Genomic DNA, 12,707 nt, shown 5'->3' on the forward strand with positions numbered 1-12,707 from the left:
GTATGCATGACAGTTTCCCCTACAAATAAAAAAGTGCGTAAGACGAAAACAACTGCCACTCAAAGCACTGCACAAGGAGGCCCAGTTCAGTCATTAAGTCGAGGACTGACATTATTGGAATATATTTCCGAATCTCCTGGTGGTATCGCCCTAACAGATCTTGCCTTTCAAGCTGGGCTACCCAATTCCACAACACACCGCCTACTCACTACACTTCAACAACATGGTTTTGTTCGTCAAGTCGGAGATTTAGGCTTATGGGTTGTAGGTACACACGCCTTTATTGTTGGCAGTAGCTTTCTACAAACCCGCAATCTTTTGGTAATGGTGCACCCTATTTTACGTCAGCTGATGGAAGACTCAGGTGAAACCGTTAATCTGGCTATTCTTGACCAAATTGAATTTGATGCGGTAATTGTCGACCAAGTGCAATGTAATGCGCTAATGAGAATGTCCGCACCTATTGGCGGCAAATTACCCATGCATGCATCAGGTGCGGGTAAAGCGTTTCTTTCCACTTTACCAGAAAATAAATTACTGCCTTTACTCCAGAAAAAAGGCTTAATGGCTTACACCCCACATACTCGAACATTGCCTTCATCCTTAAAAGAAAATCTAGAACAAGCCCGCAAACAAGGCTTCTCTTTCGATGATGAAGAGCATGCTTTAGGCTTACGCTGCATTGGTGCTTGTATTTATGATGAACACCACCAGCCTTTTGCGGCTATTTCACTTTCAGGCCCCGTTTCTAGAATGACGGATTCTCGTATCACTGAGTTAGGTGCAATGGTGATAAAATCAGCAAAACAAATTAGCCGCGAATACGGTGGTGTAAAAAGTTAATTCCCCCTCTTTCACCTTCCTCATTGCAAAATAATGAGGAAGGTATCTCCGGCATTAAACCGATTCAGCTTTTTAAAATAACCGCTTTTACACTTTATTTTCGTTAAATATTAAAAAACTGTTATTTCTCACCCCAAAAAATTGATGCGGATCACAGATGTTGTTTAAGGTGCATTAAGAGTATTGCAACTCTGCTTGTTACCCGTAACAATGTTACCGGTAACAAATACTATGGCGAATTTAAATATTCTCTTCTTAAAGCTAATAGTAACGCTCATCACCCTTGTGTGAATAAAGGAAGCATCATTATGAACCCTAAAAATCATGACCCAATTCAGAACGACTTTGTTCCTCTTAACGAGACAGTAAAACAAGTGACTGAGCGCATTATTGCTCGCTCACAAGCAACACGTCGTGCTTATCTGAAAAAAATTGAAGCTGCAAAAAGTCAAACAGTACATCGTGCTCAATTGGCTTGCGGTAATTTGGCTCATGGTTTCGCTGCTTGTCAGGCTGACGATAAAAATCGCCTGAAAAATATGATTCATAATGATATTGCCATTATCACTGCTTACAATGATATGTTGTCAGCTCATCAGCCGTATGAAGATTACCCTCAAAAAATTAAAAAAGCATTACATGCTGTTGGTGCCGTAGGACAAGTGGCAGGCGGTGTTCCTGCAATGTGCGATGGTGTCACTCAGGGTCAAGATGGTATGGAGCTATCACTCCTTAGCCGTGATGTGATTGCAATGTCAGCCGCAGTGGGTTTATCTCATAATATGTTTGATGGTGCGCTGTATTTAGGGATCTGCGATAAAATCGTTCCCGGATTAGCGATGGCTGCACTCTCTTTTGGTCATCTTCCTGCTATTTTTGTTCCTGCGGGTCCTATGACTAGCGGTTTACCCAATAAAGAAAAAGTCCGTATTCGCCAACTTTATGCTGAAGGTAAAGTGGATCGTAATGCCTTGTTAGAAGCGGAAGCCGCTTCTTATCATAGTATTGGAACTTGTACCTTTTACGGTACAGCGAACTCTAATCAGATGGTGATGGAAATAATGGGGTTACATTTACCCGGTGCTTCTTTTGTTCATCCCAATACACCATTGCGTGATGCATTGACTGACGCAGCGGCTAGCCAAATTGTACGTCTCACTGAAAACTCTGGTAACTATCTCCCTATGGGTCAATTAGTTGATGAGAAAGTGATTGTAAATGGCATTATTGCACTGTTAACAACGGGCGGTTCAACTAACCTCACTATGCACTTAGTCGCAATGGCTCGTGCAGCAGGCATTATTATTAACTGGGATGATTTCTCTGAACTTTCGCAAGTTGTTCCACTTATTGCTCGCATTTATCCTAATGGTCCAGCCGATATTAACCAATTCCAAGCGGCGGGAGGCATTGCACTGATCATTCGTGAATTACTGAAAAAAGGCTTAATTCATCGTGATGTCAATACAGTTGCAGGATTTGGTATTGAACGCTATACCTTAGAACCTTGGTTAAATGAAGGCAAACTTGATTGGCGTGAAGGTGCGATAAGCTCTTTAGATAAAGAAGTAATTGCTGATATCAATACCCCATTCTCATCACATGGTGGCACACAAGTGATGCAAGGTAATTTAGGTAGAGCGGTAATGAAAACCTCTGCAGTACCTGATGAAAATAAAATTATCGAAGCTCCTGCTATTGTGTTTAATAGCCAACATGATATTGCCACTAAGTTTGAAGCCGGTGAGTTAAATAAAGATTGTGTGGTTGTTGTGCGTTATCAAGGACCACAAGCGAACGGTATGCCTGAATTACATAAACTTATGCCACCTTTAGGTGTATTAATGGATAAAGGCTATAAAGTCGCATTAGTTACAGATGGTCGACTTTCAGGCGCATCAGGTAAAGTTCCTGCCGCAATTCATGTTACACCAGAGGCTGTAAATGGTGGTTTATTATCCAAAGTACGTGATGGCGATATCATTCGTGTTAATGGTAAAACAGGTGAGTTAACGTTGCTTGTCGATGAGCAAACATTAAATGCTCGCCAAGATGAAATCCCTGATTTAAGTGCCAACAATACAGGCTGTGGTCGTGAATTATTCGTTAATTTACGCCGTCATTTATCAGGTGCTGAACAAGGTGCTTGTTGCATTGATTTTTAATGTAGACAAGTTTTGAGGCTTAACGAGGAGCAAATTAAATTTATTTGCTCACCACTTTCTGATTAGGAAATACAATCATGGATCATTGGAATACAAGTGCAGAATCTGTACTAAAATCAGGGCCTGTTGTTCCTGTTATTGTTATCAACCATATTGATGATGCAGTCCCTGTTGCAAAAGCTTTAGTCGCCGGTGGTGTAAAAGTTTTAGAAGTGACATTACGTACAGAATGTGCAATTGAGGCTATCCGTCGTATTGCAAAAGAAGTTCCTGAAGCCATTGTGGGCGCGGGTACGGTAATTAATCCTCAACAATTAGTGCAAGTCACTGAAGCAGGTGCTCAATTTGCTATTAGCCCAGGATTAACAGAAGCATTACTCAAAGCGGCCGTTGCGGGTACTATTCCTTTAATTCCGGGTATTTCAACAGTTTCTGAATTAATGCTGGGAATGAGCTACGGTTTAAATGAATTTAAATTTTTCCCAGCTGAAGCTAATGGTGGTGTAAAGGCATTAAAAGCAATTGCAGGACCATTCTCAACAGTTCGCTTCTGCCCAACTGGCGGTATTTCGCCAGAAAATTACCGCAATTACCTTGCTCTTGAGAGTGTACTTTGTATTGGTGGCTCTTGGTTAGTGCCAAATGATGCAGTGAAAGCAGGTGATTTCCAACGTATTACTGAATTAGCTAAAGAAGCTGTTGCGGGTACTCAGCGTTAATTATTTCTGTACAAAAATAGGTTTTATCCCATAAAGGTAGGTATCCCCTTGTACCTATCTTTATTTTTATCTTTTCCTAGGGCAATTTATTAAGTAAATCGCTTAGTTTGGGAATAGGCATAAACATCTTCGATATACCCTTCTTTAATTTTTTGCTGTTGCTGTTGCCAATATTCTGGCGATAAAAGCTCACGATGTTGAGCTTCAAAATAGTGGCAAACTCGCTTATCACTACATAGAAAATAGCGAAATTCTTCAGGAAATACATCATTGAGTGCAACGCTATACCAAGGCTCACTTGCTAATTCATCTTCAGGGTAACGAGCAGGAGGGATCGCACGAAAATTCATATCGGTCATATAACTAATTTCATCATAGTCATAGAAAATCACACGATGATGCCGAGTCACACCAAAGTTTTTAAACAGCATATCACCGGGAAATATATTCGCCGCAATAAGCTCTTTCAACGCTTGCCCATAATCTTCGACAACAGCTTTAAGTTGATTGTCATCGCACTGCTCCATATAAATATTGAGCGGTATCATTCTCCGCTCCATATAAAGATGACGGATCAATATTTTATCGCCAAGATCTTCCAATTTATTAGCGATCTCTTGTTCAAGGATCGCCATTAACTCAGGGCTAATTCTTTTCTTATCGATCATAAAATTTTCAAACTCTTGGGTATCTGCCATTCGCCCAACACGATCGTGCTCTTTAACCAATTGATAACACTCTTTTACACGCTCCGTGGTGATGGTTTTTTGTGGTGCAAACTTATCTTTGATCACTTTAAAAACACGATCATAAGTTGGTAATGTAAATACCAACATCACCATACCTTTTACACCGGGAGCTTCAATAAATTTCTCCGATGAAAAATTCATAAAGGCAAGGTATTCACGATAGTATTCTGTTTTACCGTGCTTTTGACACCCTATCGACATATAAAGCTCAGCGATAGATTTGCTCGGTAATATATCTCTTAGCCATGCGACTAATGCTGCTGGAAATGGGGCATAAACCATAAAATAAGAACGGGCAAAACCAAAGACAATACTGGCTTCATCTGCCGAGATAAGGCAGGTATCAATAAGTAATTGCTGCTCAACATTATGAATGGGTAATAAGAATGGAATATATTGATCATTAATCACTATTTTGCCAATCAACCAAGCCGCTTTATTACGATAAAAGAGTTCATTTGCGATATGAAATACCGCACTCTGTAATTGTTCAGAAGAGAACTGAGCAGTAAGCACATTACAAATAGAGTGAATATCACGTTGTTTATTTTGCCACGGTAGTCGCAAAGGTAAGCGTGATAAAATGTCTTGCAGTAATGTGGGTAAATCACTCTGAATAACAAATGGCTTTGATAACGGTCGAGGGGCTTGTGTAAAGCGATAAGCTGGTTGTGATGAAAAAACAAATAAGTTTTTTTTATTCAATTCACGATGATGAAATAGGCGACAATAAACAGAATTAAAAAAGCTCTCTGCGATCTCAAATCGAGGGTAATTGGGTAATAATTGCGTATAGTTCTCTTTCACCTTTTGTAAAAAAAGAGTTTCTTTATCAATGTTATGTCGAATACATTTAAGTTGTTCAACCACTAATCCAACATGATTATCATATAAACGGATGCGCTCTTTCATCGCGATTTGAACACCATGCCAATCCGCTTGCTCAAAACGATATTGTGCCCCTGAGGTTATCTCAAGAAAGCGACCATATTGGGCATCAAAGCCTTGTAAAATTGTTTGAGCAATTAAATCTTCTGGCGTCATTAACAACCTCGCGAAAAAGAGGAGCATCCTGCTCCTGAATTATCACCACAAAAATAGATAATAATATTTTTGGATCTTAGAATTGCTGCTCTTCTGTTGAGCCTGTTAGTGCTGTTACCGAAGACATACCACCTTGAATAATCGTCGTTACTTTATCAAAATACCCTGTTCCCACCTCTTGCTGATGTGATGAGAAGGTATAACCTTGATTAAGTGCAGCAAACTCTTTTTCTTGCACCTTCTCAACGTAGTGCTTCATACCTTCGCCTTTGGCATAATCATGTGCCAGATCGAACATGTTGAACCACATGCTGTGAATGCCAGCTAAAGTAATAAACTGGAATTTATATCCCATTGCAGAAAGCTCATCTTGGAAATGCGCGATCGTGCGATCATCAAGGTTCTTTTTCCAGTTAAAGGAAGGCGAGCAGTTATAAGCCAGCATTTTTCCGGGATATTTATCGTGAATAGCTTCTGCAAACTTAGCTGCCATTTTCAGATCAGGGAGTGATGTTTCACACCACACCAGATCGGCGTAAGGTGCATAAGCAAGCCCACGACTAATAGCTTGATCAATACCGGCATGAGTACAGAAGAAACCTTCAGGTGTACGTTCTCCAGTTAAGAACGAGCTATCATAAGGATCGCAATCCGAAGTTAAGAGATCGGCGGCATCGGCATCCGTTCTGGCAACAAGTAATGTCGGCACATCAGATACATCAGCAGCTAAACGCGCAGCAATCAGCTTTTGTACAGCTTCTTGAGTCGGAACAAGTACTTTTCCCCCCATATGACCGCATTTTTTCACTGCTGCTAACTGATCTTCAAAGTGAACACCTGCCGCTCCAGCTTCAATCATCGCCTTCATTAATTCAAAGGCATTTAATACTCCACCAAAACCTGCTTCAGCATCAGCCACAATAGGAAGGAAAAAATCAATATAATCTTTATGTTGAGGACCAATACCATTTGACCACTGAATTTGATCAGCTCGTCTAAACGTATTATTGATACGTTGAACAACATTAGGAACAGAATCAACAGGATACAGCGACTGATCAGGATACATGCTTGCTGCGGTGTTAGCATCAGCAGCCACTTGCCATCCTGAAAGATAAACAGCTTCTAACCCTGCTTTTGCTTGTTGCAACGCTTGTCCACCAGTTAAAGCACCTAATGCATTAACATAACCCTTTTTCGATTTTCCATTTAATGATGACCAAAGCCTTTGAGCGCCACGTCTTGCTAAGGTATGTTCTGGGTTAACCGAACCTCTTAATTTAATGACATCTTCAGCACTATAAGGACGGGTAATGCCTTTCCAGCGAGGTTGTTCCCACTCTTTCTCTAATTGGGCGATTTGCTCTGATCTACTAATAGTCATAAAAACAGCTCCTATAAATACGGTAGTGATGATGTTTGCAGTTTATAAATACGTTTTGACGTATCTTTTTTAATTTAAAAGTTGGTAACCCGGTAAAGTCAGAAAATCGACTAATTCATCTTGGGTTGTAATCTTATCCATCAAAGAAGCCGCTTCTTTAAAACGCCCTTCTTCAAAACGAGTATCACCGACTTCTTGGTGTATCACTTCAAGCTCTTCTTTCAGCATTTTACGAAAGAGATCTTTAGTCACGACTTGCCCATCAGACAGTGTTTTTTGATGGCGGATCCATTGCCAAATAGAGGTACGCGATATTTCCGCTGTTGCAGCATCTTCCATTAATCCATAGATAGGTACGCAACCATTACCAGAAATCCACGCTTCGATATATTGCACAGCAACACGAATATTCGCTCTCATGCCTTTTTCTGTACGTTCACCTGTACAAGGTGCTAATAACATTTCTGCCGTTATCTTTTCATTACGTTGTACATCGAGCTGATTAGAGCGAGCTCCCAATACGGCATCAAAAGCAGACAACACAGTTTCAGCAAGACCAGGGTGAGCAATCCAAGTGCCATCATGGCCATTTGTTGCTTCAAATTCTTTATCATCAAATACTTTTTTCAAAATAATGCCGTTTTGCTCTGGATCTCGACTTGGAATAAACGCAGACATTCCGCCCATAGCAAAAGCACCACGTTTATGGCAAGTCTGGATCAGCAAACGTGAATAAGCACTTAAGAAAGGTTGAGTCATCGTGATCCCCTGTCTATCAGGCAATACACGATCTGGGTAATTTTTTAATGTCTTGATATAGCTAAAAATATAATCCCAACGACCACAATTAAGTCCAACGATATGCTCTTTCATATGAAAGAGAATTTCTTCCATTTGGAAGACAGCAGGTAAGGTTTCAATTAATACCGTGGCTTTAATCGTTCCTATTGCTAAACCAAAGCGCTTTTCAGTGAAATGAAAAACATCACTCCACCATTTAGCTTCCTGCCATGTTTGCAATTTGGGAATATAAAAATAAGGACCACTCCCTTTTTCTAATAAGGCTTTGTGGTTATGGTAAAAATACAAAGCAAAATCAAATAATCCACCGGCAATAGGCTTCCCCTGCCATAGCACATGCTTCTCCGGAAGGTGAAGTCCTCTTACTCTTGCAATCAATACCGCCGGTGACGCTTTGAGTTGATAACATTTACCTTGTTCATTGGTGTAAGAAATGGTGCCTTTGACGGCATCACGCAAATTGATCTGACCATCAATCACTTTGTCCCATGTCGGCGCTAAGGAGTCTTCAAAGTCCGCCATAAAGACTTTCACATTAGCATTTAGTGCATTGATAACCATTTTGCGATCAACAGGTCCTGTTATTTCCACTCGACGGTCTTGAAGATCTTTAGGTATTGGATTAACTTTCCACCCTGATTTTATAATGGAATCTGATTCCGAAATAAAATCAGGAAGCTCACCATTATCAACTCTGTGTTTCCAGCTATCTCTTTCAGCTAATAAAGCATGGCGTCTATCTGAGAAATTATTTACCAAGTCAGTTAAAAATGACTTAACTTCATGATTTAATATCTCTTTTTCCTGTTTTCCAAAAGATTGCGTAAAATTTAATTCTTCTGTAGTTAACGATTGTGACATTCTGCATTCCCCTAAAAGCTTTTACACACCTGATTAAGATTAATGCAGTTTTTACAAAAATCAAAAATGAATTCCATTTTTATTTAAATAATTTTTAACAATGTGATTACATCGGTGTTTTTTTATTGTACAAAAATCAGAATTTCAAAATAATTCGAGGGATCTGGAAGAGATCGATAATAGACAGAGAAAAGGAATGTTAATGTTTCATTATTGTGGCTATATAGCTTTTTCTTATATGAATATTCTTCATACACAACATGAAGACCTCGACATTCAAATGGTTATTAGCTAAATTCAGGCTTCTAGATGTCTAGATGCTTTTTAGAGGTTATTGAAATGCCAATTAGAGTACCCGATGAGCTACCCGCAGTCAGTTGTTTACAAAAAGAGAATGTCTTTGTTATGACATCCAGTAGAGCGAGTATTCAAGATATTCGCCCATTAAAAGTGCTTATCCTTAATTTAATGCCAAAGAAAATAGAAACAGAAAATCAATTTCTGCGATTGCTTTCTAATAGTCCTCTTCAAATTGATATTCAATTATTGCGTATTGACTCTCGTGTTCCTAAAAATACTCCGATAGAGCATCTCGATACTTTCTATTGTGATTTTGACCAAATTAAAGAACAAAATTTCGATGGGCTTATTGTCACAGGCGCACCATTAGGGCTAGTTGAATTTGAAGATGTAGCTTATTGGGATGAAATAAAAGAAGTAATTACATGGGCTAAAGAGCATGTTACTTCTACACTCTTTATTTGTTGGGCGGCACAAGCAGGGTTGAATATCTTATACAACTTGCCTAAATATACGCTAGAACAAAAAATTTCAGGCGTATACAGTCATAACACTTGCTCACCATTTTCACTGTTAACACGCGGATTTGATGAGACTTTCTTTGCTCCGCATTCTCGTTATGCTGGTTTTCCTATCGACTTTATTCAAAATAATACTGATTTGGAGATCCTTGCTACTTCAGAAGAAGCGGGTGCTTATTTATTTGCATCAAAAGATAAGAGAGTTGTTTTTGCAACTGGGCATCCAGAATACGATCCCAATACACTAGCAGATGAATATCATCGTGACGTTAAAGCAGGGCTAGATCCTCAATTACCAGAGAATTATTTTCCTAATAATGATCCGAGTAAAAAACCTATCGCTTCTTGGCGTAGTCATGGACATTTATTGTTTGCAAATTGGTTGAACTACTATGTTTATCAGATAACACCGTTTGATCTTGCCCAAATGAATCCAACATTAGATTAAAGAAAAACCCCAAAATCAATTTGGGGTTTTAAGATAATCATTTACTAAACTAAGAATTATTTATAACGATGAGCCAATGCGTTAGCTGCGATTATTGCATTATAAACATCTTCTTCAGTCACTCTCATTGGCATATTACCCATAGTGTCGCCTTCAGCACAAGCGATTTTAGCAACAGTGCGCCATTCGCTTTCAATGAATTCTTTCATACCCATATCTTCAAGTGTCAGTGGTAATTCTGCCGCTTTAATAATACGGATCACTTCATCAATTTCTTCTTGTGGTGCGTTTTCTAACACTAATTGAGTTAATAAGCCGAATACTACTTTTTCACCATGTTGGACACGATGTAAAGACTCAACAGCAGACATACCATTATTTACTGCGTGAGCAGCCGCTAAACCGCCAGCTTCTGCACCAACACCACTAAGGTAGATTGTTGCTTCAATAGTTTGCTCTAATGCAGGAGTAGTAATTTTATGGCGAATAGCATCCATTGCTTTATCAATGTTTTCACTTAACATTTCAAAGCAAAGTTGTGCTAAACCAAGACCTGTGCGTGATGGACGCTGATTGACTAAATTTAAGCCGTCTGCTTGATAGCAAGCGCGAGCTTCAAAGTAAGTTGCTAGAGCATCGCCAACACCTGCTGAGAAAAAGCGTTGTGGGGCTGATGCAATAATAGCGGTATCGGCAATAACAACATCTGGGTTTTGTGGTAAGAATAAATATTTATCAAACTCACCATTTTCTTTGTATAACACAGACAATGCAGTACAAGGCGCATCAGTTGAAGCGATAGTTGGAAATAAAATAACAGGAATGTGCTGATAATAAGCAACGGCTTTAGACACATCTAATGTCTTACCTCCCCCAATACCAATAATAACGTTCGCTTTATTTTCAACCGCAATTTTACCAAGGCGATTAACTTCTGCCTCAGTACATTCGTAATTAAATTTTTCAACTAGTGAAACAATGCCATTTTCTTTTAGAGAAGGAACTGCCTCTTTAGTTACTTTTTCTAAAAAAAACTCATCACTAATAATAAATGCATTATCACCAAAATCTTTTACATATTTACCGACAGAAGACAGTAATTGGCTACCAATAAAGAATTTTTTTGGCGAGGTTACAGAGCGAGGTAATATAGATGACATAACTAAATTCCTTTATTTTAGATTTTGCTACAAACAGTAGCAGAATTAGTATTTCATCTTACCTCTCATCATAATATGAATCTAGTAAACTCTCTGATAGTCATTACCTAAATCATTTTCGTTCATTATTTTTAATTTATATAAAACAAATAGTTATTTTTAAATAATTTTAAAAAAGCAGATTACCTACGTATTTATTACTATAATAAAGGCATTATTCTACAACTAAAATAATGTTATTTAGGATCATCTATGACTCTTATTCGAGAAAAGCTCACATTACCTGCAAATGAAAATAAGCTTTTACTACATTCTTGCTGTGCTCCTTGTTCTGGTGAAGTCATGGAAGCATTACAAGCTTCAGGTATTGATTACACTATCTTTTTCTATAACCCCAATATCCATCCTCAAAAAGAGTATTTAATTCGTAAAGAAGAGAATATTCGTTTTGCTAAAAAACATAATATTCCTTTTGTTGATGCTGATTATGATACTGATAATTGGTTTGAAAGAGCAAAAGGAATGGAAAAAGAGCCTGAACGTGGTATTCGATGCACAATGTGTTTTGATATGCGCTTTGAAAGAACTGCTCTTTATGCCGCTGAAAATGGGTTTTCCGTTATTTCCAGTTCACTTGGGATCTCACGTTGGAAAGATATGAAACAGATAAATGGCTGTGGTGAAAGAGCAGTAGCGCCTTATCCTAACATGATTTATTGGGATTATAATTGGCGTAAAAAAGGTGGCTCTGCCAGAATGATCGAAATAAGCAAACGTGAACAATTCTACCAACAAGAGTATTGTGGATGTATTTATTCATTAAGAGATACAAATAAGCATCGCAAATCACAAGGTAGAGAACTTATTAAGATTGGTGTTCAATATTATACCCCTTAGATTTTTCTTTCCTTTTATTCTAGGCATCATCACTGTGATGCCATAAAAAGAACAACACAATAAATCGTTATTTGATATACAGTCATGTTATATTCACGCTATAACAATATATTATTTTATTAAGGTGATTTCTTGTGGAAGACGCTGTTATTCTCGTAGATAAAAATGATAATGAGCTGGGAACAATGCCAAAGCTTGAAGCTCATATTGTAGGCGCCTTACATCGAGCCTTTTCGATATTTATTTTTAATTCAAAACAACAATTACTTATTCAACAACGTGCAGTATCTAAATATCACTCTGGTGGTTTATGGGCAAATACATGTTGTAGTCACCCGCTTCCAAACGAATTACTTTCGGACGCTATTCATCGTCGTTTAGATGAAGAATTAGGTATGAAATGTGATATGCAATCTATTGGAACTATTCTGTATAACGAAAAAGTGACAGATGATCTGATAGAGCATGAATTTGATCACCTATTTCTTGGATTTAGTAACGAATTACCACGTAGTAATTCAAATGAAGTGATGGATTACCGCTGGATCTCTCTCGATTCTCTTTATCAAGATATTGAGGAGAATGCACAAAACTACAGTGTTTGGTTTCGTCATATATTAAATCGGATGGGAATTGAGCAATTTTCTCGTTGGAGCCACGGTATTATTTAACAATTATCTTATTAACAACTTAAATATAAAATAACTTGCTTACTCTTTACTGATCTGTTTAAAAACCCCAAACGCAAAAAAGCCAACCCAGTGGGTTGGCTTTCTCGTCTTATTTAATGCCTGGCAGTTCCCTACTCTCACATG

General features: G+C 38.4%; 10 protein-coding genes. 6 read left to right on the top strand and 4 right to left on the bottom strand.

What is annotated here, in order from left to right; all coding sequences use genetic code 11:
• Positions 1–6: 6 nt before the first annotated feature.
• From iclR to CBE70_RS08750, 3 genes are all read left to right on the top strand, one after another.
• A complete protein-coding gene (iclR, locus tag CBE70_RS08740) occupies positions 7–843 on the top strand; it encodes a glyoxylate bypass operon transcriptional repressor IclR (RefSeq protein ID WP_100159035.1) in 837 nt (278 codons plus the stop codon).
• A 308-nt stretch (positions 844–1,151) separates the two neighbouring features.
• On the top strand, positions 1,152–3,008 hold the full coding sequence (gene edd, locus CBE70_RS08745; protein WP_100159036.1) for a phosphogluconate dehydratase: 1,857 nt from the start codon (positions 1,152–1,154) through the stop codon (positions 3,006–3,008).
• A 77-nt stretch (positions 3,009–3,085) separates the two neighbouring features.
• On the top strand, positions 3,086–3,727 hold the full coding sequence (locus tag CBE70_RS08750; protein ID WP_100159037.1) for a bifunctional 4-hydroxy-2-oxoglutarate aldolase/2-dehydro-3-deoxy-phosphogluconate aldolase: 642 nt from the start codon (positions 3,086–3,088) through the stop codon (positions 3,725–3,727).
• An 89-nt stretch (positions 3,728–3,816) separates the two neighbouring features.
• On the opposite strand, the gene aceK is transcribed toward CBE70_RS08750, so the two are convergent.
• The 3 genes from aceK to aceB form a co-directional block, all read right to left on the bottom strand.
• Positions 3,817–5,526, bottom strand: coding sequence for a bifunctional isocitrate dehydrogenase kinase/phosphatase (aceK, locus tag CBE70_RS08755; protein ID WP_408634009.1), 1,710 nt, complete (start codon positions 5,524–5,526; stop codon positions 3,817–3,819).
• A gap of 70 nt (positions 5,527–5,596) precedes the next feature.
• Positions 5,597–6,904, bottom strand: coding sequence for an isocitrate lyase (gene aceA / locus CBE70_RS08760; protein WP_100159039.1), 1,308 nt, complete (start codon positions 6,902–6,904; stop codon positions 5,597–5,599).
• A gap of 69 nt (positions 6,905–6,973) precedes the next feature.
• Positions 6,974–8,566, bottom strand: coding sequence for a malate synthase A (gene aceB, locus CBE70_RS08765; protein WP_100159040.1), 1,593 nt, complete (start codon positions 8,564–8,566; stop codon positions 6,974–6,976).
• A gap of 339 nt (positions 8,567–8,905) precedes the next feature.
• Here aceB and metA point away from each other — a divergent pair, with 339 nt between their 5' ends.
• On the top strand, positions 8,906–9,835 hold the full coding sequence (gene metA / locus CBE70_RS08770; RefSeq protein WP_100159047.1) for a homoserine O-acetyltransferase MetA: 930 nt from the start codon (positions 8,906–8,908) through the stop codon (positions 9,833–9,835).
• 56 nt (positions 9,836–9,891) lie between these two features.
• On the opposite strand, the gene CBE70_RS08775 is transcribed toward metA, so the two are convergent.
• Positions 9,892–10,995 carry a glycerol dehydrogenase gene (locus tag CBE70_RS08775; protein ID WP_100159041.1) on the bottom strand — a complete coding sequence of 368 codons (1,104 nt, stop codon included), beginning with the start codon at positions 10,993–10,995 and terminating at the stop codon, positions 9,892–9,894.
• A gap of 252 nt (positions 10,996–11,247) precedes the next feature.
• Between CBE70_RS08775 and CBE70_RS08780 the strand changes: the two genes are divergently transcribed.
• Together CBE70_RS08780 and idi are read left to right on the top strand one after the other, a co-directional pair.
• On the top strand, positions 11,248–11,892 hold the full coding sequence (locus tag CBE70_RS08780) for an epoxyqueuosine reductase QueH (RefSeq protein ID WP_100159042.1): 645 nt from the start codon (positions 11,248–11,250) through the stop codon (positions 11,890–11,892).
• A gap of 134 nt (positions 11,893–12,026) precedes the next feature.
• Positions 12,027–12,563 (top strand): isopentenyl-diphosphate Delta-isomerase, encoded by a 537-nt coding sequence (gene idi / locus CBE70_RS08785; protein WP_100159043.1) that lies wholly within the window; start codon positions 12,027–12,029, stop codon positions 12,561–12,563.
• Positions 12,564–12,707 lie beyond the last annotated feature (144 nt).

Origin of the sequence: Proteus columbae, from assembly GCF_002777965.1 — a bacterium.
In the GTDB taxonomy this organism is placed as follows: domain Bacteria; phylum Pseudomonadota; class Gammaproteobacteria; order Enterobacterales; family Enterobacteriaceae; genus Proteus; species Proteus columbae.